Source organism: Arsukibacterium indicum, from assembly GCF_019100565.1.
Taxonomy (GTDB): Bacteria; Pseudomonadota; Gammaproteobacteria; order Enterobacterales; family Alteromonadaceae; genus Alishewanella; species Alishewanella indicum.
In genome coordinates this window covers 194,318-219,668 of the sequence record NZ_JAHRID010000004.1, presented here as the reverse complement: position 1 = coordinate 219,668, position 25,351 = coordinate 194,318, and the positions used below count along the sequence as shown (strand labels likewise).

General features: G+C 48.8%; 24 protein-coding genes. 20 read left to right on the top strand and 4 right to left on the bottom strand.

Features of this window, described 5'->3' with window-relative positions; translation table 11 throughout:
* Nucleotides 1-6: 6 nt before the first annotated feature.
* From KQY15_RS10785 to KQY15_RS10760, 6 genes are all read left to right on the top strand, one after another.
* Complete coding sequence (locus KQY15_RS10785) at nucleotides 7-1,011, top strand: PhoH family protein (protein ID WP_217669203.1); 1,005 nt, start codon at nucleotides 7-9, stop codon at nucleotides 1,009-1,011.
* Nucleotides 1,011-1,472 (top strand): rRNA maturation RNase YbeY, encoded by a 462-nt coding sequence (gene ybeY / locus KQY15_RS10780; RefSeq protein WP_217669202.1) that lies wholly within the window; start codon nucleotides 1,011-1,013, stop codon nucleotides 1,470-1,472. Before KQY15_RS10785 ends, ybeY begins: the two co-directional genes overlap by 1 nt.
* Before the next feature lie 33 nt (nucleotides 1,473-1,505).
* Nucleotides 1,506-2,384 carry a CorC family transporter gene (locus KQY15_RS10775; protein WP_217669201.1) on the top strand — a complete coding sequence of 293 codons (879 nt, stop codon included), beginning with the start codon at nucleotides 1,506-1,508 and terminating at the stop codon, nucleotides 2,382-2,384.
* Between the two features lie 26 nt (nucleotides 2,385-2,410).
* Entirely contained in the window at nucleotides 2,411-3,928 is a 1,518-nt protein-coding gene (lnt, locus tag KQY15_RS10770) for an apolipoprotein N-acyltransferase (RefSeq protein ID WP_254795639.1), read from the top strand.
* Between the two features lie 78 nt (nucleotides 3,929-4,006).
* Nucleotides 4,007-5,497 carry a bifunctional metallophosphatase/5'-nucleotidase gene (locus tag KQY15_RS10765; RefSeq protein ID WP_217669200.1) on the top strand — a complete coding sequence of 497 codons (1,491 nt, stop codon included), beginning with the start codon at nucleotides 4,007-4,009 and terminating at the stop codon, nucleotides 5,495-5,497.
* Entirely contained in the window at nucleotides 5,494-7,110 is a 1,617-nt protein-coding gene (locus KQY15_RS10760; RefSeq protein WP_217669199.1) for a GGDEF domain-containing protein, read from the top strand. The genes KQY15_RS10765 and KQY15_RS10760 overlap by 4 nt, the downstream gene beginning before the upstream one ends.
* Before the next feature lie 26 nt (nucleotides 7,111-7,136).
* Here KQY15_RS10760 and KQY15_RS10755 read toward each other — a convergent pair whose 3' ends face one another.
* Together KQY15_RS10755 and KQY15_RS10750 are read right to left on the bottom strand one after the other, a co-directional pair.
* Entirely contained in the window at nucleotides 7,137-9,050 is a 1,914-nt protein-coding gene (locus KQY15_RS10755) for a TIGR00341 family protein (protein WP_217669198.1), read from the bottom strand.
* Entirely contained in the window at nucleotides 9,043-11,433 is a 2,391-nt protein-coding gene (locus KQY15_RS10750) for a Lon protease family protein (protein WP_217669197.1), read from the bottom strand. The genes KQY15_RS10755 and KQY15_RS10750 overlap by 8 nt, the downstream gene beginning before the upstream one ends.
* 182 nt (nucleotides 11,434-11,615) lie before the next feature.
* On the opposite strand from KQY15_RS10750, the gene KQY15_RS10745 reads away from it, so the two are divergent.
* The 14 genes from KQY15_RS10745 (at nucleotide 11,616) to KQY15_RS10680 (ending at nucleotide 23,006) form a co-directional block, all read left to right on the top strand.
* Nucleotides 11,616-11,891 carry a hypothetical protein gene (locus KQY15_RS10745; protein WP_217669196.1) on the top strand — a complete coding sequence of 92 codons (276 nt, stop codon included), beginning with the start codon at nucleotides 11,616-11,618 and terminating at the stop codon, nucleotides 11,889-11,891.
* Nucleotides 11,892-11,969: 78 nt separating this feature from the next.
* Nucleotides 11,970-12,377, top strand: coding sequence for an HvfA family oxazolone/thioamide-modified RiPP metallophore (locus KQY15_RS10740; RefSeq protein ID WP_217669195.1), 408 nt, complete (start codon nucleotides 11,970-11,972; stop codon nucleotides 12,375-12,377).
* A gap of 54 nt (nucleotides 12,378-12,431) precedes the next feature.
* On the top strand, nucleotides 12,432-13,235 hold the full coding sequence (locus tag KQY15_RS10735) for an HvfB family MNIO-type RiPP peptide maturase (protein WP_254795661.1): 804 nt from the start codon (nucleotides 12,432-12,434) through the stop codon (nucleotides 13,233-13,235).
* Nucleotides 13,232-14,020, top strand: coding sequence for an HvfC family RiPP maturation protein (locus tag KQY15_RS10730; protein WP_217669193.1), 789 nt, complete (start codon nucleotides 13,232-13,234; stop codon nucleotides 14,018-14,020). Before KQY15_RS10735 ends, KQY15_RS10730 begins: the two co-directional genes overlap by 4 nt.
* 92 nt (nucleotides 14,021-14,112) lie before the next feature.
* Nucleotides 14,113-14,748: an HvfX family Cu-binding RiPP maturation protein gene (locus KQY15_RS10725; protein WP_217669192.1), complete on the top strand. Its 636-nt coding sequence runs from the start codon at nucleotides 14,113-14,115 to the stop codon at nucleotides 14,746-14,748.
* 45 nt (nucleotides 14,749-14,793) lie between these two features.
* A complete protein-coding gene (locus KQY15_RS10720; RefSeq protein WP_217669191.1) occupies nucleotides 14,794-15,444 on the top strand; it encodes a sigma-70 family RNA polymerase sigma factor in 651 nt (216 codons plus the stop codon).
* Between the two features lie 4 nt (nucleotides 15,445-15,448).
* Nucleotides 15,449-16,156: a DUF3379 family protein gene (locus tag KQY15_RS10715; protein WP_217669190.1), complete on the top strand. Its 708-nt coding sequence runs from the start codon at nucleotides 15,449-15,451 to the stop codon at nucleotides 16,154-16,156.
* A 37-nt stretch (nucleotides 16,157-16,193) separates the two neighbouring features.
* Nucleotides 16,194-16,595, top strand: coding sequence for a hypothetical protein (locus tag KQY15_RS10710; protein ID WP_217669189.1), 402 nt, complete (start codon nucleotides 16,194-16,196; stop codon nucleotides 16,593-16,595).
* Nucleotides 16,596-16,904: 309 nt separating this feature from the next.
* The gene (locus KQY15_RS10705) at nucleotides 16,905-17,447 is read left to right on the top strand and encodes an NMCC_0638 family (lipo)protein (protein ID WP_217669188.1); all 543 of its coding nucleotides are present in this window, start codon (nucleotides 16,905-16,907) and stop codon (nucleotides 17,445-17,447) included.
* A 94-nt stretch (nucleotides 17,448-17,541) separates the two neighbouring features.
* Nucleotides 17,542-18,279 (top strand): hypothetical protein, encoded by a 738-nt coding sequence (locus KQY15_RS10700; protein ID WP_217669187.1) that lies wholly within the window; start codon nucleotides 17,542-17,544, stop codon nucleotides 18,277-18,279.
* Nucleotides 18,280-19,357: 1,078 nt separating this feature from the next.
* Nucleotides 19,358-20,227 carry a hypothetical protein gene (locus KQY15_RS10695; protein WP_217669186.1) on the top strand — a complete coding sequence of 290 codons (870 nt, stop codon included), beginning with the start codon at nucleotides 19,358-19,360 and terminating at the stop codon, nucleotides 20,225-20,227.
* A gap of 128 nt (nucleotides 20,228-20,355) precedes the next feature.
* The gene (locus tag KQY15_RS10690; RefSeq protein WP_217669185.1) at nucleotides 20,356-21,489 is read left to right on the top strand and encodes an alpha/beta hydrolase; all 1,134 of its coding nucleotides are present in this window, start codon (nucleotides 20,356-20,358) and stop codon (nucleotides 21,487-21,489) included.
* A gap of 121 nt (nucleotides 21,490-21,610) precedes the next feature.
* On the top strand, nucleotides 21,611-21,937 hold the full coding sequence (locus KQY15_RS10685) for a hypothetical protein (protein ID WP_217669184.1): 327 nt from the start codon (nucleotides 21,611-21,613) through the stop codon (nucleotides 21,935-21,937).
* 151 nt (nucleotides 21,938-22,088) lie between these two features.
* The gene (locus tag KQY15_RS10680; protein WP_254795638.1) at nucleotides 22,089-23,006 is read left to right on the top strand and encodes a S1 family peptidase; all 918 of its coding nucleotides are present in this window, start codon (nucleotides 22,089-22,091) and stop codon (nucleotides 23,004-23,006) included.
* Nucleotides 23,007-23,135: 129 nt separating this feature from the next.
* On the opposite strand, the gene pnuC is transcribed toward KQY15_RS10680, so the two are convergent.
* Both pnuC and KQY15_RS10670 read right to left on the bottom strand, forming a co-directional pair.
* On the bottom strand, nucleotides 23,136-23,756 hold the full coding sequence (gene pnuC, locus KQY15_RS10675) for a nicotinamide riboside transporter PnuC (protein ID WP_217669183.1): 621 nt from the start codon (nucleotides 23,754-23,756) through the stop codon (nucleotides 23,136-23,138).
* Nucleotides 23,757-23,822: 66 nt separating this feature from the next.
* Nucleotides 23,823-25,280 (bottom strand): NAD-dependent succinate-semialdehyde dehydrogenase, encoded by a 1,458-nt coding sequence (locus KQY15_RS10670; RefSeq protein WP_217669182.1) that lies wholly within the window; start codon nucleotides 25,278-25,280, stop codon nucleotides 23,823-23,825.
* Nucleotides 25,281-25,351: the final 71 nt, after the last annotated feature.

The window sequence follows — 25,351 nt, the reverse complement described above, 5'->3', positions numbered from 1 at the left end:
ACACTATTGAACACTGAAAACCTGAATGTAGCAGAGCTGGTACTGGAACCGGCCGACAATAACAGACTTAACCTGCTTTGCGGCCCCTATGATGATAATTTAAAGCACATTGAACGTCGCTTGCTGGTTGATATCAGCTATCGTGATAACTGCTTTAAAGTCGCCGGCCCTGACGTTAACGTGTCAGCGGCCAGTGATATTCTGCTTCAGTTATTTCAGCTTACCGCCGGTGGACGTCAGCACGCTGCGGCGATAAGCCCGGAGCAGGTGCATCTTACTATCAGTGAAAATTTTGATATTCAGTATCAGAGTGACAATGGCAACCGGACCGATTTCAGTCTTAAAACGAAAAAAGGCTTAATTAAAGCCCGTAACCCGAATCAGGCCAGTTACGTTGCCAATGTGCTTAACCATGATGTTTGTTTTGGTATTGGCCCGGCCGGTACCGGTAAAACTTATCTGGCTGTGGCCTGCGCCGTTGACGCGCTGGAAAGTGGCCAGGTTAAACGGATAGTGCTGACCCGCCCGGCAGTGGAAGCAGGCGAAAAACTGGGCTTTTTACCCGGTGATTTAGCCCAGAAAGTCGACCCTTACCTGCGGCCGTTATACGACGCCTTGTTTGAAATGCTCGGCTTTGAAAAAGTGGAAAAGTATCTGGAGCGTGGCGTTATTGAAATTGCGCCCCTGGCCTATATGCGCGGTCGGACGCTGAATGATGCCTTTATTATTCTCGATGAAAGCCAGAACACGACCACTGAGCAAATGAAAATGTTCTTAACCCGGATTGGTTTCAGCGCCAAAGCGGTTATTACCGGTGATATTACCCAGGTTGACCTGCCCCGGGGCCAGTATTCGGGGTTAAAGCATGCTATTGATGTGCTTAGCGATGTCAATGAAATCAGCTTTAATTTCTTTAACGCCAAAGATGTGGTCCGCCACCCGATAGTGCAGCGTATTGTCCAGGCATATGAAGCGCATGAAGCTGAGAAGTTGCAGGGCAAAACCGAATAATGAGCATAACGCTTGATTTACAGTTAGCGAGTTCAGAGCCCGGCATCCCAGGACAGGCCGATTTTCAGCGTTGGCTTAATGCGGCAATTTCACCATTTCAGGCCGAAGCAGAAGTCACGGTCCGGGTTGTCGACACTCCGGAAAGCCAGCAGCTTAATTTGCAGTACCGTGGTAAAGACAAACCGACCAATGTACTAAGTTTCCCCTTTCAGGCCCCACCCGGTATTAACTTACCCTTGCTGGGCGATTTAGTAATTTGTGCCGGGGTGGTACACACAGAAGCAGCCGGGCAACAGAAGTTGCCAAATGATCATTGGGCACATATGGTGGTACACGGTTGCTTGCATTTATTGGGTTTTGACCATATAAATGACGACGATGCTGAAGTAATGGAAGCTGAAGAAATTCAGATCCTTGCCAGTCTTGGCGTCAAAAACCCCTATTTATTGGATGATATTTAGGTTTCTTTTTACTAACGGAGCATAAGTTCACGAATGAGTGACGACAACCCCCACTCTAGCCGCGGTTCTGCCGGCAAAACCTGGTTAGAGCGTATCGCCAGTATTTTCAGTGCAGAACCACAGGACATCTCAGACCTGGAAGATATCATAAGCGAAGCGGCCAGCCGCGAACTTATCGACAGTGATACCAAAAGTATGCTTCAGGGCGTACTGGATGTATCTAAAATGCGGGCACGCGATATTATGGTGCCGCGCTCGCAAATGGCAACCATCGACATCGAACAGCCGGTCAGCGCGTTTTTACCTATTTTGCTGGAAAATAATCACAGCCGTTATCCGGTCGTCAATGAAGACAAAGACCATGTTGAAGGGATTTTGCTGGTAAAGGACTTACTGCAGTATGCGTTAGACCCCAACCAGACCGACTGGCATATCCGTGAATTTCTGCGCCCGGCGGTGATCATTCCTGAGAGTAAACGGGTTGATGCGCTATTAAAAGAATTTCGTCAGAAACGCTATCATATGGCCATTGTGGTTGACGAGTATGGTGGGGTTTCCGGCCTGGTAACCATTGAAGATATTCTGGAACAAATCGTCGGTGAAATTGAAGATGAGCACGATGATGAAGAAGACAACGATATTAAGAAAATGGCGTCGCGGGTTTTTCAGGTCAGCGCCCTGACCCCACTTGATGAGTTTAATGAGAGTTTTAATACCACTTTTGACGAAGAAGATGCCGATACCATTGGTGGCATAGTGCTGCATGCTTTTGGCCATATGCCAGAGCGCGGCGAAAGTATTCAGCTTGGTGATCTGACATTCAAAGTTAGTAAGGCAAACAGCCGTCGTTTGCTGCAATTGCAGGTAATTAAAGCCAAGGAAAGTGTCATGACAGAGGACGCCGGATCATAGCAACCGTTACTGCAAAAACAGCCTTTATGGCGCTGGCGCTGGCTGGTGCTGGCGCGTTAAATACGCTGGCATTTGCGCCCTATACCCTGTGGTGGTTGCCTTTTTTCAGCCTGGCGTTGCTGGTTCTGGTCATCAGTCATGTTAACCACTGGCGTCAGGCACTGCTGGCCGGCTTGTGTTATGGCGCAGGCTGGTTTGGTGTTGGCATCAGCTGGGTACATGTCAGCATTGATCAGTTTGGCGGGCTGCCGCTTGTTGCCAGTATTGGCCTGATGGCTTTGTTGGTTGCTTATCTTTCATTATTTCCGGCAATGGCTGCTGTGTTAAGTTACTGGCTAACCAAAAAAGCACGCCACAGCGGAATATTCAGCCTGCTTATTTTTGGCGCCAGCTGGACTGCTGCTGAATGGATACGCAGCTTTTTGCTAACGGGTTTTCCGTGGTTATCACTCGGATACAGCCAGACTTCTGCCGGCCTGGCCGCGTATGCGCCGCTTATCGGTGAAACCGGCATTACCTTTATGCTGGCAGTTATCGCGGCGGCGCTGGCCCGGCTATACCAACCCGTTCCTGTGGTAGTGAGAGTGCTGCCGGCTGTGTTGTCGGCATTAGTTATTTTAACCGCCCCACTGCTGGACAATATTAAAGGCTGGCAGTACAGCGACCACAGTGTCAGGCTGGTTATGGTGCAGGGCAATATTAAACAGGAGCTGCGCTGGCAGCCCGAGCAGGAATGGCCCACCATGCTCAAATACCTTGATTTAACCCGGCCACATTTCAGCAACGCCGACATTGTTATCTGGCCTGAGGCCGCAATTCCGCAACTGGAACCGTTGGCAGAAGCCTTCCTCGATAACCTGAATAAGGCCGCGTTTTATAACGATGCAGCGTTAATAACCGGTATTCTTGATTACCAGCGGCAAACTGAACAAGCCTGGAATAACTTAATTGTCCTTGGTAAAGATACCGCCACAGCCAGTGACGGCAACTATTTTTATGGCCATGCCAACCGGTTTAGCAAGCATCATTTACTGCCGATAGGCGAATTTGTGCCGTTTGAAAACTGGCTGCGGGCGCTGGCACCCATTTTTGACTTACCGATGAGCTCATTTAGTCGGGGTAGCTACGTTCAAGCCAATTTGCTGGCTAATGACTACCATCTGCTAAGCGCCATTTGCTTTGAAATTGCCTTTCCCAGGCAAATACGCGCTAATTTCACCGCCGACACCGATTTTATTCTGACCGTAAGTAATGATGCCTGGTTTGGCGACAGTATTGGCCCGCATCAGCATTTGCAAATAGCCAGAATGCGCGCTAAAGAATTTGGCAAACCTGTACTGCGCGCCACTAATAACGGCATAACCGCAACCATTAATCCAGATGGCTCTGTCCGTCAGCGTCTGCCTCAGTTTCAGGAAGCGGTGTTACTCGACAACGTGCCGCTGAGCTCTGGTAGTACAATGTATGCCCGGTTTGGCGATTGGCCCCTTGCTATCTGCTGCCTGCTGCTGCTTGCACTGGCTGCGTTAAGACGGCACAACTGAATTCTTTGCTTTACGCAGCGACTGCGGATCCTCTAAACTGATTACTTGTTGTTCAATTTCCGGCACAGAAGCAAAACGATGAAAGTTTTCCTCAGGTTAGCGATGTTCGCCTTGCTGTTCGGCAGTGCCATGTTTGGCAGTCGTGCTGAGTCTGACTTCACCATTATTTATGCTGCTGAGATGGCAGAAGCTAATCATCCGCAGGCCAATTATGCCCACCTTGCCAGTTTACTGACCAAGCACCGATCTGCCGGGCGTCCGGTTTTTTTTCTGTTTGGTGGCGGCAGTATTGGCCCCAGCCCACTGGGCTTTTTTGACCGCGGTGCCCACATTATCGACATACTGAATACCTTAGACCCGGATGCAATGGCCGTATCGCACCGTGATTTTGCCTATTTCTCTGAAGAATTGTCACAGCGGGCTTATGAAGCGGCCTTTCCACTGGTGCTAAGTAACCTGTACGACCCGATCACCGAAGGCAACCTTGACGGGCTGGTAGACAGTATCCTGGTGCAGCAGGGCGAGATTAAGCTGGGCGTTATTGCCGTTGTTGCGCCCTATGTGATTCAGCAATATTCGCTGGAGCGTTTACAGGTTACCCCAGCCGAGCAGGCTATTTCAGTACAGGCCACTAAACTTCGAGCAGAAGGTGCGAACCTGCTGGTTTTACTCCATACTACCGAGCTGGATTTTTTGCCAGAACTGCTGGCCAACGGCACAATAGAACTGGCATTTCGCAACAACTATGATGGCCAGCAATTACTGCCGGACCAGCCCAATATTATCTTGCAGCAACAGCTTAATCAGGCACTAGTTGTAACTGCAGAGCTGACCGATCAGCAACAGCTGGACAACCTGCAAACCCGCTACATCGCCCTGCAGACGCAACCCGCTGAGCCTCAGGTAGCCGAACAAATTCAAAACCACAGCCAGCGCCTGCAACTACTGTTAGAAGAGCCACTTGGCCGCAGTACCTTCAGTTTTACCACTTTGCGCGATGAAGTACGCAATCGTGAGAACGCTTTCGCCAATTTTGTGGCAGATACTCTGAAAAACTATACCGGAGCCGAGCTGGCGTTTGTTAACAGCGGTACTATCCGGGGCGTTAAGGATTATCCTGCAGGCACCATGCTGACCCGCGGCGATATTCTGGCAGAGTTGCCGTTTCGCAACACGCCCGTGTTACTGGAACTTAGCGGCCAGGATCTTATCAGCGTATTTGAACATGGTTTAACAGGTTTGGACAACCAGCGGGGGTTTTTCCTGCACAGCTCAGGCGTTACCCTTTATTTTGACAGTAGTGCACCGGCGGGCAAGCGGATAAAAAAATTACTGGTAAATGGCGAACCGGTTGTCGCCAGCCAAATATATAAAGTTGCTACGCTACAGTACCTGGCTGAAGGAGGTGACGGCTTCAACCTTCTTAGTAGACGAAGCAAACTAAGTTTTTTTAATCCGGATGACCGTAACATTGCCGACATTATTGCTGCTGCCATTAAAAAACAGCAAAACATTAAACTGGTGACAGATGGCAGATTGCAGGATATCAGTCAGCAGGGACAACCATGAACTTTTTCAGTAAACGCTACTACTCGAGTGCCCGGCTGTTATTTGCGTCTTTACTGTTAATTTTACTGCTATTTATTTTGCTCAGTTTACTGTTTTATCATCGCCTGCAGCAAGCCCAGCAAATTGTCAGCAATGTCGCTGAGCAAGCAGTGCCGGCAGTACTTGAAGCCAGCCAGGTGCATGACAAAGTAAAAGAGCTGAACCTGCAATCAGAATTATTGCGCGATGCCATCAGTCAGGCCGCCCGGGCCAGAGCATCGCAACAGATCAGCCAGATTATTGTCCAGATTAGCAGCCTTGATCATCAGCAGTATGTGCAACATCAGTACCAGCAACAACGTCTCAGGCTGATTGCTGACGAAGCCCGCAGCCTGGATATGCTGATAGCAGAGCGCCTGGTGTTGCAACAGCAAAGCCGACAATGGCTGGAGCGGCTCAGCCAGCTGCAACAGCAAAGTCAGCAATTTAATACCAGCAATACCAGTCAGCCGTGGTTACTGCACTATTCCGGCTTATTGCAGAATGTTACCGCGTTGTACAACATCGATCGACTGTATAACCTGCGCCAGAGTGGTGTTGAACTTGAAAAACTGCTGAGCACAAACAAGCAACTGCTAAACCAGCTATCGCAAGCTGAGCGGCAAGCTGCAGCAGCGCTTTTTGAGCAACTGCATGCAGCACTGTTATCCGAACAGGGTATTTTTTCGCTGCGCGAAGCGGAGCTCAGTAATATCGCCAGGGCAACCGGTAAAGCGAACTTTCTGCGCAGCCTGGTAACAGATTACGCCAGTGAAACTGAGCTTAATGCCTATCAGTCTGCGGCATCACTAATGCAGCTTAGCCAGCAATCATCAATAGCGTTGCAACGGCAAAACCAGTTTAGTTTTGGCCTGGCATTGGCAGCAATATTATTGTTACTGGCCATCATGTTTTATACCCAAAAACGGGTTATTAAACGATTAAAGCTGCTGAATAAAAAAGTCCTGGCTGGCAGCGGCTTCGAAGATGATGACATCTTGTTTGCCAGCAATGATGAAATTGCCGATATCGCCCGCTCTTTTACCGAGTACCGCAAAACGGTTGCCGCTCAGCAAACGGCACTGGAACGTCAGTCATTAACCGATGGTCTGACCGGCATTGCCAACCGTCGCCATTTTGACAGCCAGTTAAACAGCGCTGTCGCCATGGCCAAACGTATGCAACAGCCTTTGGCCGTGCTCCTGCTGGATGTTGATCATTTTAAAGCCTACAACGACAGCTATGGCCACCTTGCCGGCGATGATACCTTAAAAGCGATAGCCAAAACGCTGGCCGATACGTTGCAACGACAAATTGACCTGGTAGCCCGGTATGGCGGTGAAGAATTTGCCTGCATTTTACCCAATACCAGCCCGGAGCAGGCAAAGATTATGGCCGAGCAATTGCGACTCGATGTATTGGCGTTGATGTTACCGCACCATGCCAGCCCGACAGCTGGCTTTATCACCATCAGTCTGGGCATTTCCTGCCTGTTGCCAGGCCAGGATATCAGCGACAAAGTATTACTTAACCAGGCCGACAAAGCACTTTATCAGGCGAAAAGTCAGGGCAGAAACTGCTGTGTTATGGTGTAATTAGAGCCTTTGTCTGAAAATAAGCATCAGCGAATAATCTTCACGCCAATTTCCAGCTCAACCGGTTGCTGCAATTTCTGTTCAATCCGCTGCTTTACCCGGTCCATCGTTGCGTTATCTACCGCACTGCCAGATACCAGCGTTACACTTATTCGCAGCGGCGTTCCGGGCCGTACCGAGACATCGCGTAATTTTACTTCATCGAGCATAATGCCATCGAGCTGCTGCACTATCCGGTGCTCAGCTACCATATGACTGAAGCTGATTGCCAGTGGAATGCACAATATCGCAGCCAGAATAAGTGTTAATGCCAAACCGCGCTTAGCGCGATGAAACGGGCTGTAGCCCAGAAACATAAAGGTAACAACCGCCGCCAGCACAATGCCGACCAGGTTAGTTAAAAACAATAAAAACGCACCCCAGAATACCGCTAAATCCAGCCAGCCCAAGCCAATACCGGCTACAGCAAGCGGCGGTACCAGGGCCACCGCAATGGCTACTCCGGCTAAACTTTTTGCCACTTCTGCCCTGGCATGGGCGTAGGCCCCGGCAATACCGGAAATAACCGCAACCCCCAAATCCAGTAAGGTTGGGCTGATCCTCGCGGCAATTTCACTGTTAATCGTGGTCAGCGGAATAAACCAGGTAGCTACCATGGCACAACCCATTGCCAGGCCTGTGCCTACCGCAATGCTGCGGCTGCTAACCAGCATAAGGCCTGCATCCTGGCGCAGTGTGCCCAGCGCCATTGAGATAATCGGCCCCATTAATGGCGCCAGAATCATTGCGCCGATAATCACCGGGGTGGAATTGGCAAACAAGCCAAATACCGCTAATAACGTGGCAAGAACCATCAGTGTTAAGTAAGACGGCGATGCTTTTGCGCTCTCGCGCAGTGACATAAACAACTCTTTAAATTCGTCTGTTGCCGCATGATGGATCCACGGTAGCGGATAGGTTACCAGCTCGGTTTTGGCTTTACCCGCTGGCAGCGCCCTGGTTCGTACGGCCTCTTTACTCTCTGTTTCAGCCTCTTCCAGGCCCAGATAGCGGCCCGGCGCAAGTTGTATAACCCTCGGCTCCACTTGTAACTGTAACGTATTGCTTTTTTCAATCAGGCCATCATGGGTGTAGCTTATCTGTTTGGGGCTACTGATGCTGAGGCTGCGGCTTTTAATATGGCCGACAAAAGACGGGCTGTTGTGATTCCAGTAATCACGTAAAAATAAAGATGCGAATAGAAACCGTAGCATTTCAAAAACACTGCGCGGTGCCAGTACCAGTGCATGCAACATGCCGTCATTAACGCTGGAGTCGGCGACCAGCCGGCGGGACAGCACCGAACTGCGGCCATGTTCAACCACCACAATGCCAAGTGCCGCAGTATCGACTATTTTTTCTTTGTAAGTGGTAATTTTAAAAGCATTAAAGGTAACATCACCAATACCTTTAACCAGCCGGAAAAACCGTTTAATTCGATGGGTTAACGGTTCTGCCAGGGCTTCACCCGGGGTTAAGGTCAGTACGTCACCCACCACCACTGAGTTAAAAACCGGTACCGTATTACACAGCAGCAGGTCTGCCTCAATGGCACTGTTAAGCAGGGCATCGGACATGGCATCTTCCATTTTACCGGCAATACCAAAGCCATAGCGGGCATGTTTCATTTCAGGGTGCGGCAATAATGCCAGGGTATAAGGCTGGCTGCGAATTTGTAAAACCAGCTCGCGCAAATGCTCATCGCTTAAGTAACAGATCAGCCTGCTACCGGGGTTTAGCGTTAATGGCAGTTCCGGATCAAACACTTGCTCTTTGTAAGCAACGGCGCCTGCAGCCAGACGATCATTAAGTAAGGGCACCACCTGCTGCTGTACCCTGGTTGCATCCAAATCGGCGTACAGTAAAACAACAGGCTCAGCTGTCAGTACATTGCTATTCATCCAGACTTCCGTTAACCAGTTCCGCAATTTCTGCCAGACGTTGCATAGCACGGCCATTTACCGATTTTTTCGGATACTGGCCGCGCCGGTTCATTTCACCGGCATCTTCTCCGGTAAGCAGGCTAAGCGCTTCATCCACGGTTTTTACCACATAAATATGAAACTTTTGTTCTGCCACCGCCGCGATAACCTCAGCACGCAGTACCAGATTAAGCTGATTGCTGGCCGGAATAATCACACCCTGCTCGCCGGTCAGGCCACGCGACTGACACAAGCGGAAAAAACCTTCTATTTTTTCATTTACGCCGCCGATAGCCTGCACCTGGCCATGCTGGTTAATTGAGCCGGTAACAGCCAGGCTTTGCTTGATCGGGATATCGGTAATGGCTGAAATCAGGGCACACACCTCTGCCAGAGAAGCACTGTCGCCGTCAATATGACCATAAGACTGTTCCATGGCGATATTGGCACACAAGGTCAGCGGAAACTGGCGGGCATACTTTGCGCCCAGGTAACCGGTAAGCAGTAATACCCCTTTAGAGTGAATGGCTTTGCCGAGCTCCACTTCACGTTCAATATCTATAACGCCACTGGAGCCAGCAAACACAGTGGCACTAACCCGGGCCGGGGTACCAAAGGCGGTATCGCCAATTTCCAGCACCGTCAGGCCGTTTATTTTGCCGATCGCCAGGCCTTCGGTATCAATTAAAATCTGCCCTTCCTGAATATCTTCCAGAAAACCTTCGCTGATCCGGCCGGTGCGATGCTGCTTACCCTGCAATGCCTGCTGCACATGGCTTTCGTTTAAACAATCACTGTCATTCTGGGCCGCGTAGTAACACGCCTCGCGCACCAGTTCCAGTACATCAGCAAAACGGGCAGACAGCTTGCGCTGGTGTTCTGCCTGGCGAAAACTAAACTGCAATAACTGACGCAGGCCACACCGGGTTAACTGGTTAATATTCAGCTGCTGCATTTGCAGTTGAATTTGCCGTGACATATAACTCAGGGTTTGCTCGTTGTATGGCAGGTAATGTTCAAAATCGGCCAGCACCCGGAACAGTTCATTAAATTCTTCGTCTACTTCCTGCACCAGATAATACAAATCGCGCGAGCCCAGCAGCACCACTTTGACATTAAGCGGAATCGCCCGTGGGGTAATAATGGTTGAATTGGTTACTGCATGCTCGCTTAGGGTGTCAATGACCACTTCACCGCTTTTTAATGCCAGTTTCAGGGCATCCCATACCGAAGCCTGTGATAGCAGACGATCGGCATCCAGAATTAAATAGCCGCCGTTGGCTTTATGCAGCGCCCCGGGGCGGATCATCCGGTAGTTGGTATAAAGCGCGCCACTGGACGAGTTATACTCTACCCGGCCAAATAAGTTGCCGTAACTGGGGTTAGGCTCAAAAATAATGGGCGCGCCCGACATCGTTTCGTGATGCACCAGCACATTTGGCACAAATTCTTCGACAAAAATCTCACGGCTATCAATTTCTTCCTGCTTTTCGCTGTCTGACTCATCCGGTAATAGCTCCAGCACCGCTTTTACCAGGTGTGGCCGCATTTCTTTCAGATATTTCAGCACCCCAAGTTCAGTGCTGTAATCATGCTCCATTTCTTTGAGCATCGGCTTAATGGCCTGCTCTATCGTCTCTTTGCGCAGGGTCCGCAGGTTCTCTGACAATTCGCGTTTCCAGCGTGGCAACTCAAGCAAGGCATCGTTTAACACGGTTTCCAGCTCTGACACCAGCGAGTAAAAATACTGGCGTTGCTCGTCTGTCATTTTGCTGAATTCACTGTCGTCCAGCGGCTTACCGTCAATAATGGGCGAAAAGCTGACGGCGCCATTATCCTCATATAACACCACTTTTTTTTCCAGGGCGGTTTTTTCAACCCGCTCTATCGCCTGCTCATATTTGTCATCAAACTGGCGGGCAATGGCTTTTTTCTTGCGCTGATACCCCGGGTTATCAAACGCTGCCGGAAACGTATCCAGTAATTCATCGATTAACGCTTCCAGTTTTTTTACCAGCAAGCGGCCATCGCCGGGCAGCAAACGCAGGGTATTGGGCACCCGTTCGTCTTCAAAATTATTTAAATAGCACCATTCCATCGGTGTGGCCTTTTCGGCCGCAGCATGTTGCAGAATATCCTGCACCAGAGTAAAGCGGCCTAATGCCGGCTCGCCCATTACATACAGGTTGTAGCCCGGCATATCCATACCAATGGCGAAAGCCAGCGCCGATTTGGCCCGGTCCTGGCCTATAAAGCCAGGAACCAGCTCTGCGGTGGTCAGTGCCTGTTCAATCTGAGCGTCAGCTAATATCGGGCCAAGGTGCGCAGGTTCAAGTGCTGCTGGCAAACGGCTGTGGGTCATATTATCCCTTAATTAAAACAACAGTATTAAAGCAAGAGTTACGCAAGCGCTTATGCCGACATACTACCAAAAAGCCGGCAAGCTGTGCTGGCAATTTTGCTTTTTTAAAAAGCCGGTTAAAGATCCTGCCACCGGCGCCGATACAAGCTTAGCAACAGATATCAAACTAAGCCGGGGTTAATATGAACGAACGAAATTGTCTGCAGAAAATTCGCAATCTTGGTGTTCGTTTGCAGGAGCTGGAGTTGGTGCAACTGGAACCGGGCAAATCATACGCTGCTACCGCACTGAATTTCCTGTTCGCAGACCATGGTGCGAAGCGCCCGGCAGGTGCGCCGTTGGATCATACCTTACGGGCACTGGGCGAAGCGATAGTAGCGAATCGTAAGGTACGTTTCAGCACGCTGGACCCGGACAGTGTTATTGACTTTTTCTGTCGTTTTTACCGGGTACATTGAAATAAGCAAATTTTTGAAATACCTTTGCTATTGGGCAGGTCTTATAACTGACTCTGACAACCAAAAAGGTAACTCGCAATGAAAACACTGAATAAAACCCAACTTTCTTTTGCCCTTGGCGCGCTGGCTTTAGGCTCAGTCGCCTCTGGTGCAGCCCAGGCCGATACTAATCCCTTTGCCGCTGCTGAACTTAGCATGGCTTACCAGTTGGCTGCCACTGAAGGCAAATGTGGCGAAGGCAAATGCGGTGCTGATAAAGCGAAAGATAAAGCCAAAGACAAAGCCAAAGAAATGAAATGCGGTGAAGGCAAGTGCGGCGCCGACAAAGCCAAAGCCAAGGCAGAAGATAAAGCGAAAGAAATGAAGTGTGGTGAAGGCAAATGTGGTGCCGACAAAGCCGCCAAAATGAAAGACGATGCCAAAGCCAAAGCGGAAGAAAAAAGTAAAGAAATGAAATGTGGCGAAGGCAAGTGTGGAGCAGCTTAAGCTGTGACAAGCCAACGTCTGTTAACCGGCGCGGGCCTTGGCCTGCGCCGGGAAATGCTGTCTGAAGTACTGGCCGCTGATAACCAGGCAATTGATTTTTTTGAAGTTGCCCCGGAAAACTGGCTGCCTTACGGTGGCAAACTGGCCAGCCAGTTTAAGGCACTGACAGAACGTTATGCCTTTGCCTGTCATGGCTTGTCACTGTCCATTGGCAGCCCCGACCCGCTAGATATCGACTTCGTTAAACAATTAAAAGCATTTTTCAAAACTCACAACATAGCCTTGTACAGTGAACATTTAAGCTACTGCTCGGCTGGTGGCCATTTGTACGATTTAATGCCTATTCCGTTTACCGAAGAAGCGGTAAAGCATGTGGCCGCGCGGGTACGAACAGTGCAGGATATTCTGGAGCAACCGCTGGTGCTGGAAAATGTGTCGTATTACGCTGCACCCGGCCAGCAAATGACAGAGCTGGAGTTTATTTGTGAAGTGCTGAAGCAGGCAGACTGCCAGTTGCTGCTGGACGTTAACAATATTTATGTTAACTCAGTAAATCATGGTTATGACGCCGAAGCATTTTTGCAGGCACTGCCGACAGAGCGGGTTGCCTATTATCATGTCGCTGGCCATTATCAGCAGGCCGCCGATTTACTGATTGACACTCATGGTGCCGATATCCCCGATCCGGTTTGGCAGTTATTGCAACAGGCGTATCAGGAACATGGGGTGAAACCGACCTTATACGAGCGTGATTTTAATATTCCGGCACTAAGCAGCCTGCACCATGAGCTGGCAACGATCAGAACGTTGCAACAACAAGCGCTTAACAGCAGTGCCCGGCAGAAGTTTGCAGTATGAGCACTGTTAAGCAGCAACCAGCCATGGTCGATTTTAAACAACTGCAGCAGCAGTTCGCCGCTTATATTCGCGCCCCGCACACTACTGCGCCGCCTGCAGGGATAGAGCAGCGCCGGTTGCAGGTGTATAGCGAGCTGTTTTTTAATAATGTTAAAGGTTTTCTCGATACCGCCTTTCCGGTATTAAAAACTCTGTACAGTGAGCCGGACTGGACTGGGCTGGCCCGGCAGTTTTTCAGTAACTATGCCTGCCACAGCCCCTATTTTCTGCTTATCGCCGAACAATTTGTCAGCTTTTTGCAGGATTACCAGCCAACTGCTGCCGACCCACCATTTCTGGCCGAACTGGCCCATTATGAATGGGCCGAGTTGTATATTGCTACCGTAAGCAGTGAGCAGCAGTTACCGGCACTAGATCAGGCAGAACTTAACGGTGATGCGCTAGACAATACCCGCCTGCAATTGTCTGAGCTGGCCATGCTGTGTGCTTACCAGTGGCCGGTACAGCAAATATGTGTTGATTTTCAGCCTACCGAACCAGCGCAACCGGTGTTTTTTCTGCTTTATCGCAATAAGCAGGACGAAGTAAAGTTTGTCCAGCTTAGTCAGGCAACCTTATTACTGCTGAATCATTTAGCTGAGCAGCCCGGTCTGACCTTTGGCCAGCTGATCAGCGCTATCAGCCCGCAATTACCCGGTTTAACCGCGCAGCAACTGCAACAGGGCGCCCTGCCCTTAATCCGGGATTTAGCCGGCAAAGGTGCCATTTGCCGCTACTTAGTATAAAAATGCAAATTGGTAGCCAAACCCTGAAATAGTAAAACCGTTGCCGCGGTCCTATAAGATAAGATTTTATATTCACCTGACCGGGCAATATTATGTTTAAAAACCTGCATCGCTATTATCAGCGCGTTAAATGCAAGCTAACCGCTATCAGTGGCCTGGCGCCTTTATTACTGCGGCTTATTCTCTCGCCGGTGCTTATTCAGGCCGGCTGGAATAAACTGAATCATTTTAATGACACTGTGGCCTGGTTTGGTAACAGCGACTGGGGGCTGGGTTTACCTTTGCCCTGGCTGCTGGCCAGTCTGGCCATAGCCGCAGAACTACTTGGGGGCATTCTGCTGCTACTGGGCCTGCTAACCCGGTTGGTTAGTATTCCGTTGATGATAACCATGCTGGTTGCCATTTTCGCTGTGCACCTGCCCTATGGCTGGCCTGCCATAGCCGATACCAGCAGCTGGCTGGCCGACGGTACTATTTTACTGAATGAACGGGTAATGGATAGCAGCGACAAGATTGACGCTGCCCGCAGCCTGTTGCAGCAACACGGCAATTACGACTGGCTGACCGCCAGCGGCAAACTGGTCATTCTGAACAACGGCATTGAGTTTGCGGCAATGTACTTTGCCATGCTGTTAAGCCTGTTGTTCACAGGGGGCGGCCGGTACGTCAGTATCGATTACTGGCTAACGCGCAGCACTGAGCGCTCAGCACCAGAGGTGCTGCAATGAACTTAGTCTGTTGCCGGGTAAATGACTGCTTTACAGGGGCTGGCTATGTCAATTAGGCTGACAGCTCTTTCATCTGATGTTAAGTCTTCTGTTATGGCGCCATCAAGACATAGCCTGTTTAGTTTGCCGGCCTCGTTATTTAAGCGTAAAGCGCAAAGTAACAGCCAGCGGTATGAGCAATTAGTGCGGCTTTACCATGCAGATATATACCGCTATGCGTTTTGGTTATGCCGGGATCAGCATATTGCCGAAGACATTGTCCAGGATACGTTTTTACGGGCCTGGAAAGCGCTGGATTCGTTACTGGACGACAACGCCGCCAAAAGCTGGCTTATTACTATTTTACGCCGGGAAAATGCCCGCCGGTTTGAGCGCAAACAACTGGACTACAGCGATGTAGAGCAGGAATTGCTGACCGATGATATTAACCCGGGGCTGGAGCAGCAATATGACAATGCCCTGCTGCAGCAACAGCTGCTGTTACTGCCACCAGAATACAGCGAACCATTGCTGTTGCAGGCGCTGGCCGGTTTTAACAGTGAAGAAATTGGTCAGCTGCTGAGTTTAAATGTCAATACGGTAAACACCCGGTTATTCCGGGCCCGGCACTTACTGAAGCAGCGCCTGCTCTCGCAACAAAAAGCGCAACAAAATGTGCAGCAAAGTGCGCAACAGAATACGCAGCAAAAGGGGTAATAAAATGACTGAGTTAACCCTGAAACAAGCCCTGATAGCCGATCCACGGGCGCAAAGTGCTGAACTGGCCAGTGCCGTGGCAGCAGACCCTGAATTGCAACAGCTGCAACGCCAGCTATTGCTCGATCAGGCCAGGCTAAAGCAGGCTTTCGAGTTTACGGTACCGGCTTCGCTGGAAATTAACCTGCTGCGCCAGCAAATGCTGCAAAGTCAGCAAACCCAGAAAAGGCGCTTTAGCGCGGCCATTGCCCTGGCAGCGTCGGTAGCTTTTGTCGCCGGCCTTACCCTGAACTGGTTTAATTATGGCTTTCCAGAAATGACCTTAGGCCAGCATGCGCTGGCTCATGTTTATCATGAACAGCCTTACATGGCGCAAATGCAAACGCCGCAGCCACTAAGCCAGGTAAACGCCAAACTGGCCAGTTTTGGCGCGGAACTTACCGACTGGCAATACAATATTGTGTACGCTAACTTTTGCGACTTTCGCGGTACCCGCTCACTGCATCTGGTAATGCAAACCGAGCACGGCCTTGCCACGGTGTTTTTTATTCCGGATGAAAACAGCCTGAAATTTGAACATCATTTTTCAGACGAGCTTTATCGTGGCCGCGGTCTGGCGTTAAAAAATGCTGATTTAGTGGTGGTAAGCGAAAATGATGATGACTTACAGCAACTACCGGCTAAACTAAAGCAGCAAATTAAATTTATCTGACCGACGACATACAAACCGTCAGTCGCAGGGACGCAACATGACAGAAAAAAATCAGGCCGAATGGCTGTTAGTTCAGCAAAGCTACGATAAACAAGAGCAACAGGCGCTGTGGCTGAAAGTTGTTACCATTCTGGTGTGGTTGTGGCTGCTGAAAAACGCCGCCGCCATTGAACTGCAACTGGGCATTATCGGGCTATTCTGGCTGCATGAGGCCATGCTAAAAACCTTTCAGCAACGCGCCGCCGACCGTTTGCTACAACTGGAGCAGGCCATTTTACAGGCGCAGGATATTGGTTGTCAGTGGCACAGCCAATGGCAGTATCAGCGCCAGGGCCCGTTCCAGCTAATCCTGAGCTATGCCAAACAAGCACTAAAACCCACCGTCGCTGTCACCTATCTGGCATTAATCGCCGCCAGCCTGCTAAGGCTGTGGTTGTAGCAGCAAAGCTCGCGCTGATTACTATTTCTGGTTAGTACCAAATTGCGGACATTCCTTTCGGTATCTCACTTGGGATTTAAGTGGTGTATTTATATCCAGCTTGCTGCTAAAAACGCCCCGTGCTTGTTAGACGGGTTGACCCGTATTTGTAGCAATCATAAATATCAGTTGTACCTATAAGTTATTGTAAGTTTTAAAAAAACGATGTAGTGTTCTGTACATTAAATTTACAAAGACGGAAAAGTCCGTGTTTAAGTGCGGGTCGACCCGCCCAATAAGCGTTAGGCCGTAAGAGGATATTCTTTAACAATGAAGTTAGCCCAAGTTTTTGCAATTCCACTATTAGTACTTAGCTCTGTAGCTTGCTCTGACTCGCGTAAACCTACAGACGAGTTTTTTGCTGCAAATTTTTCTGTCTCATCATGTATTAGATATGCTGGAAACGAAAAAGGTATTGAATCTCTAATGAAGCAACAGGGTGTTGCGTTGCTGACTGATGATAAAGCGCTGCATTTCCTGGGAAGTAATACAGGGAAAGCATGGTCGTTTACTTCGCCAAATGGGCAATTTGCACTTACTTATTTAAATTCTGGTCTTTGTACCGTATTTGTCCGCCGTGTCAATACACACAAATATGTTGAAGAAGTAAGCAATAGTTTTTCACGCATTAGTAAGAAAACTGGCTGGTCTTTCACACCAAGTATTGTTCCCGATTTCGCAGGGGAAACTGAACTTGAGACATTTAGACTCGAAGCCAAAACTACAACCGGTCAAACTGTCGAAATCATAATCAGTGCTACTGAAAACACGGCCGGTAGTTATCAGGTCGCTCTGAGTACGCAGGTCATTTAAGCTGTGTGGCCTAACAAACGCAATCAAAACGGGCTTTCGCCCTCGACTCGCTACGCTCGCGTTTGTTGCGGGCGTTAGCTTTCATGGAGGATCTGTGTACAAATTTGGCATCGTAGTATTTATGATTGCTGCATCGGTGGTGCTTATCGGGGGTATATTTCAAAGACATGCAATTGCCTGCGATATGCTGCCGCTAATGAATTACCAGCGGCTCAATAGTGAGGTATTTCTTGCGGGTGACTTTGCTGAACCGCAAGCCCAAATCATAAGCGAACTTATTGATTCGGCGTCAGAACGAATTAGTCATGTTTATGATAAACCGATATCTAAACCGAGATTTGTCATTACTGCTGACATTCAAGGTGCTGCAAATTGGGGGGCAAATGAGACGGCCTCGATGCATCGAATGCCCTGGCGAGCTTGTATAATAATTGGCCCTAAAGGTCAGAACGTTGATGTGATCGCCCATGAGTGGCTCCATGCTGAAATCCAGCATCGAGTTGGTTTCTTTCGTTTCCTAAAGGAAATTCCTGTTTGGTTTGATGAAGGCGCCGCACTTACACTTGATTACAGAAATCCGTTTTTACCTGAAAATATTAACCTGCCTGCTGAAGATGTTACTTCGGTAAAAGACCTGAAAAGCGGCAAAAGTTTTTTTTCGAATAACATAAGGCAAAACTATCAGGCATCACGAATTGCCGTAGAACCTTTGATACGCCCGAAACAGTTTTTCAATGACCTTGAGAAGATTGCTTCTGGTGAGTCATTTGAAAATGTATTTTTAAAAGCTAACAAGTCAATACAGCCGACCGCTAACGCGTCGCCTGATTGAAGCGTTAGCAGGTGTTCGGGTTTTAACGGTTTCAGTCAGCAGTTTTATTCCGGCATTGCTCGAGTTTGGCTTTTCAAGCGGCACTGGCAAATAGTCAAAGCTCGCCCGTTTGTGGGTTTGTTGCAAACGGTGGTGGTGGTAGCGTTGTTCTTCTTGGCTTCGCTCAAGAGTTTTACAGGTTCCGGTTGGCTCGCTGTGTCGCAGCTGGCTGGTTAGTTTTTAAATTTGCAAATTGGTGTACTTGTTCAGCTTCGCCAGTGCGGCAGTGCCGCGCGGGTTGTCATTCAAGCTGCTAACAAGGCGCATCACTCGCGGCCTGTGGCCGCTGGGACGCCAACCGCTGCGCGGTCGTCGCCCGTGTGCTTAGCGTTAGCAGGTGTTCGGGGTTTTAACGGTTTTCGTCAGTAGTTTTGTTCGGGCTTTGCTCGCGTTTAGTTTATTTAGCGGCAGCGCCAAACGGTTAAGTCCGCCAGTTTGTGGGTTTGCTGCAAACAGTAGTGGCGGTAGCGTTGTTCTTCTTGGCTTCGCTCAGTAGTTTTACAGGTTCCGGTTGGCTCGCTGTATCGCACTTGGCCGGTTTAGTTTTTAATAACAGCAGCCTGCCGTTGTTCAGGTTTGCCAGTGCGGCAAGCCGCGCAAGTTTTGTGTAGGCTGCTAACAAACAAAGGCAGCCGACGCGTACCGCGCAGCTGCTTTGGGCGTTAAATGCCTGGCTTCGTCGCTTTTGGGTTTGGTGTTTGGCCGCAGTTTGGCAGTTTCAGGCAGAACACAGCCGCCAGTCAGTCAGCGGTTTTGGCAGGCATCTCGGTGTTCAGGTTGCAGGGCAATCCGGCGCGTTCATAGGAGTTTTCTACTCATGCAGTGTTCTGGTTCCTAGCGCCATGGACGAGGCTGGTGCAACGTATCAGGAGTGGCATTCAGCTTGGGTGCCACAATAAAGTGCCGGGTAACCGGCATCTAACAATTCGCATCAGTACGCGGCCGGTGGCCGCCGGACGCCCTTTACGTGGCTCCTTCGTCGCCACTCCAAGGTCGCCGCTGTGCTCCGCGTTAGGCATGCCCTTGAGTGGAGAATTCTTTGAAAGATAAATTACAGGTTTCAAACTATTGCGCATGTTTTATTGATTTGCTCGGACAAAAAAATGTGTTGTCTGGGCAAAGTCTTATGCCTCAGTTTATTACAGATAAAGAAAAAAGTGATTTCCTTAACGTCATTAGACAATCCGTTGGTGCCATCGAACGATTGCAAAAGCAAGCTCAAAGTTTTAGACAAGGAAAAAATAATACATTCTCAATAAGAGACCAATTAAACGAAAAAGAAAAAGAGCTATATGACGAGATGAAAAAAACTGTTGCAAAACAACAACGGTGGTCTGATGGCTTAGTTTATTACAGCTCACTTGATACTGAGTTTAATAAGTGTCCAATGAGTGCAGTTATGGAAATATTCATGCTAGCAGGTACTCTCTGCTTTTTGGGGCTTGCAAATGAACAACCTATCCGTGGAGCAATAGAAACAGCTTGGGGTGTTGAACTGCACGAAAATGAGTTATACGGGGCTGTTGTTGCCAATAGTTATGTCCTAGAAAGCCAAGTCGCACAATACCCAAGGATCGTTGTTGGTGAAAAAACCATTGACTATCTCAATGCCTATATAGAAACCCCCGTTGATACTAGTGATAAATTAGCCCTTTATAATCGTAACTGTGCTCAACTGTGTCTTAACATGACTGCCATAGATCAAGATGGTTTCCACGTGATTGATTATTTGGGTAATGAATTTACTCGAAGTGTCACTAATTCGGGCAGTAAAGGTTTGTTTAAATTGGCTTATAAGTTTATTTGCGAGCAGTATGAGTTACATAAAGAAAAAAGAAATACCAAATTGGCATTAAGATACACATGGCTTCGAGGTTATTTTCACCAAAATAAGGAAAGGCATACCTAACAAACGCCCAAAACATCGCGGCCTGCGGCCGCTGGACTCGCAACAAGTTGCTCGCCGTTTAGGCGAGCGTTAGCGTTAAAAATGCCCACCTTAGTGAAGGTTAGCATTCTCAAATTTTAGGAAGAACAGTGAAGAAATTAGTTTATGGATTACTGCTACTCATCATCGGAAGCCACTGGAATAGCTGGGCTGCCACTAGCCTGCCTGTATTGCAAGAGCAGATGATTGATAGTGCTGTACTTGGCGAAAAGCGTAACATGGTGATTTACCTGCCCGCTAGCTATCAAAATAGTCAGGACCGTTACCCAGTACTATACCTGACCGATGGCGATATTCAGGGGCCACATACCGCTGGCACAATAGATTATTTATCAAAATTCGAGCAGATGCCGCCGATGATTGTTGTCGGTATTGTTAACCCGCCTGAAACACGTGCCAGAGACCTGACTCTAACCCCTTCAGAGAAGCAAAACCCTAATCAACTGGAAAATGCAGATAGATTTCTAGCTTTTGTCGAGAAAGAAGTTATCCCTTTTGTGAAACAGAATTACCGTACTTTGGACTATCAAATGCTGTCAGGCACGTCACATGGTGGTCAGTTTGCTATTAATGCATTGGTGAAACGACCTGGCTTGTTTAATGATGTTATCGCCATCAGCCCATCTTTATATTGGAATAACCAGCAATTGTTGGCGTTGGCTGAGCAGGCTTTAAAAAGCGAACAGTTACAAGGGCGCTTGTATGTGTCGATAGCTAATGAAGAACCAACCATGACAGAGCCGTATCAACGGTTTGTTGATTTGCTAGCTCGTTATCCATCTAATAATTTGGCTGTCGCGTCCGAGACTTTTAGCAATGAAACTCACAATACAACTGTACTACAAGGGCAATATGCCGGGTTAAAGTATTTATTTTCCGAATGGCCTATTCCTGAAGGTGAGCCTAAAACTTTGGCTGATTTGCAGGCAAAATTCGACAGTCGCTCGAAGCTACTCAAAACAGACATCATGATCCCGCAAGATAAAGCCAACGGTTACGCTGGGTGGCTGCAATATTTAAACCGGCAAGATGATGCGTTGGCGTTACTGAAGTGGAGTCGGGCAAATTATCCTCAATCTTTGAATGCTCATACAGCCTTAATTAAAGCTTACTTACATTTCAAAATGCCAGAAGATGCCGAAGCTGCACTTAAAGATGCATTGAAAACATTAAGTGAGCTTAGCCCTGAACAAAAAGCACAGCTTGAGGCTTTGTTTGCTTAGTGTGTACTCTCGACTTCAGATGCGCTAACGAACGCCTTAAACATCGCGGCATGCAGCCTCTGGGCTGGCAACAAGTTGGGAGCCGTATAAACGGGTGTTAAGTTTTCAAGGAATTGATGATTTGGAATCTCCTTACACAGCATTAATGAGTGGTTTAGCTATATTTTCTGATTTCTTATTTCCAGTACTGATGGTTGTAGGTTTATTTCTGCTGTTATGGGAGTCTGTGCAGTATAAAAAAAGAATTCGGTACCTGGAGATCACGTTAGGTGCACTCTCTAAGCTTAATGGTATTCAGTTAAATGACCCTACTCTTGTTCCCCCTGAAGTGCGTAAGGCGCTGGATGAAGGTCATAGATTAAAAGCGATTAGGCTTTATCGAAAAATCACAGGTGCAAATTTAAAAGAAGCAAGCGAGGCCGTGGATGTATTGCTCAAGAAAAAATAACAATACGTCTATGGGCTCCCCCCTCTATTGCATATGTTCTTTAGAACCGCTTGTTGAAGTTACCGCGACATAAACACTTACAATCGGAAATAACACTAATTTAACCTAACGTGATAAAACTTCCCGCTATCACTAACTCGGGATTGTCATCATGGCTAAACATTCACCAACTAACACAGTCAAACCGCGTGCTGGCATGGCCTGGTTTTCTGGCGCTATTAAATCAATATTGCTGGCGGTAGCAGTTTCACCAGTTATTAGCCAGGCTATTGTTATTCGTCACGATGTGGCGGATGAAAAATATCATGCCACGGCAGATGATTTTCCACCACTGGCCACCCTGTATAACATTGGTGTACATGGCACTTTAGTGCATCCGGAGTGGGTGCTTACTGCCGCGCATGCGGTGTTTTGTATGAACCCGGGGCAGCAGATTAAAGTGGGCGATGAGGTTGTTACGGTGTCTGGCCGGTTTAGCCACCCCGACTATCGGTTGGGGGATAAGCATGACATAGCGCTGATCAAATTAGCCCGCCCGGTTATCAGCACCAAACCAGCTGAGCTATATGGCGAGAGTGACGAAACGAATAAAGTGGTGTGGTTTATTGGTGTGGGCGGTACTGGCACTGGTAAACAGGGGCAGACCATTAGCTACAAAGAAAACAACGGTAAATTAAGAAAAGCGCAGAATAAAATTATTAACGTGACGGACTCCGACATCGTTTTTAAATTTGAGCAGGGCGATAAAGGCGAAGCGTTAGAAGGGGTGTCTGGTAACGGCGATAGCGGTGGGCCGGCTTATATCAAACTGCAAGACAAATACCACTTGCTAGGTGTCAGTTCACGCACCGATTCCTGGTTCTATGATGTTGGCGAGTATGGCGTTACAGAGCTGTATACGCGGGTGTCGTCTTATCGAAATTGGCTACAGCAAGTAATTAGTGCCAAAGATGATGCCGCCAGAGTGGGCTTAAGCACCCAAGATCCATTTTTGCAGGATAATATGCCAGCAGACAATATGGATAAGCTGTGTGCCTCGTTAGCGGTACCGAATTACCAGGGTCAGTAATTATCAGGATCAGAACAAAGTTAATTTGTCAGACTGCTTTTCTCTCAAAGCAGTCTTTGAACCAATTTTATCAACCTGGCCCATAGCGCAATACCAATATAAGCCAACAACAGGGCCTGCGTTGATTAGCTAATTGGTCACCCGCTTTTTATGCTCTGACCGGGTGTTCACCCGGCTCAACTGCCGCCACAGATATAAGCCATACCAGGCGTTAAACCAGAAGCCGCAATACACTATGGCGGTGACATACAACTCGCGGGAAATATACAGCGGAATGGCGATGGTATTAACCAGCAACCAGAACCACCAGGTTTCCAGTTTGCGGTTCATCAGTAAAAACTGGGCAATCAGACTAAACATTAAAATTGACGAGTCAACATAGGGCGCATAGGCATTGGTCAGGTTGTGCAGCAAATAACCGTGCGCTGCGGTAACCAGCAAGGCAATACCGGTAAACAGCAATAAGTGGCCTATCCGGCTTTTGCTGACGTGCTTAACGCCGTGCTGGCGGCCCCACTGGTACCAGCCGATAAAATTGGTGGCAATAAAAAACAGCATCAGCATGCTTTCGGCATACAGCTGCACCTGATAAAACAACGCCGCAAATAAGCCACAACCAATAATACCCAGCCACCAGGTATGAATGCTGTTACGCGCAGCCAGAAACACCGCCAGCAAATAAAAGCCATTAGCGGCATATTCCAGCGCGGCTAAGGTAAATAAGGGGCTGATTAATTCAGATAATGCCATACCACTCCCTGGCGCGGATAGGGCTGCACCACCAAATGACAGTGCAGCTTGCTTCAGACAACCGGGTTACTTAGCTAACCCACCCAGACATAAATACTTGATATCCAGATAATCATCCAGGCCATATTTTGAACCTTCCCGGCCATAACCGGACTGTTTAACCCCGCCAAATGGCGCACTTGGGTTAGATACCATACCCTCGTTTACGCCGACCATACCATAGTGCAGAGCCTCGGCAACCCGCCAGCAGCGGCCAATATCCCGGCTATAAAAATAGGCTGCCAACCCTGATTCGGTGGCATTAGCCAGCGCTATCGCTTCAGCCTCATCATCGAAACTTTGCACCGCGGCTACCGGGCCAAATATTTCTTCTTGCGCCACTGCCATATTATTATTAACACCGGTTAGCAGCGTTGGTAAATAAAACAGGCTGTCTGCTGCCTGGCGTTTACCGCCACAATGTACCTTAGCGCCGCTTTCAGTTGCTTGCTTAAGCAACTCGTCAACTTTGTCGCAGGCATCGTTATTTATCAGCGGGCCAATGTCTACGTTTTCATCAGTGCCGTTACCCAGTTTCAATTTGCCAATAGCCTGCTGCAGTTTGTCGGTAAAGGCTTGCTGCACACTTTTTTGCACCAAAACCCGGTTAGTACAAACGCAGGTTTGGCCGGCATTGCGAAACTTTGATGCCATCAGGCCGTCAATGGCTGCATCTAAGTCAGCATCGTCAAATACAATAAAGGGGGCATTGCCGCCAAGCTCTAGCGATACCCGTTTAACTGTGCCGGCGCACTGTTTGGCCAGCTGTTTACCGACGTTGGTAGAGCCGGTAAAACTGAATTTGGCCACCCGCTTATCCTGGGTTAATACATTACCAATGGCTTTGGCATCGGTGCCGGTAACCACATTAAACACCCCGGCCGGAATACCGGCGCGCTGCGCTAACTCTGCCATTGCTAATGCCGACAGCGGCGTTAACTGCGCGGGTTTAACCACAAAGGTACAACCGGCTGCCAGGGCGGCTGCCGCTTTACGGGCAATCATGGCATTAGGAAAATTCCACGGTGTAACAGCGGCAACCACACCCACCGGCTGTTTAATAACAATGATCCGCTGATCACCTGATTTGGCAGGAATAGTGTCGCCATATACCCGCTTCGCTTCTTCAGCAAACCATTGCAGGTAAGAGGCACCATAGGCTATTTCGCCTTTGGCTTCAGCCAGCGGTTTGCCCTGCTCCAGCGTTAACAGTAAGCCTAAATCGTCCTGATGCTCTAACAGCAATTGCTGCCAGCGCTGCAGCAAATCTGCGCGCTCTGCCGCAGGCCGGGCAGCCCAGGCGGGGAAAGCATTATCAGCAGCCGCAAGCGCCTTTTCAGCATCAGCGGCACTGGCATCTGCAACCTGCGCAATAACATCGCCAGTTGCCGGATTAATAACATCAAAACAAGTGTCGGCGTTATGCCACTCGCCCTGCCAGTACGACGCATTTTTCAATAAACGCTGATCTTGAAGTTTAGTCATTGCATCTCCTCTTTTGCATTGCCCACTCAGCCAGCTAAAACGCTGGCTAAGTGAGCAGACTTTCAGGCTGT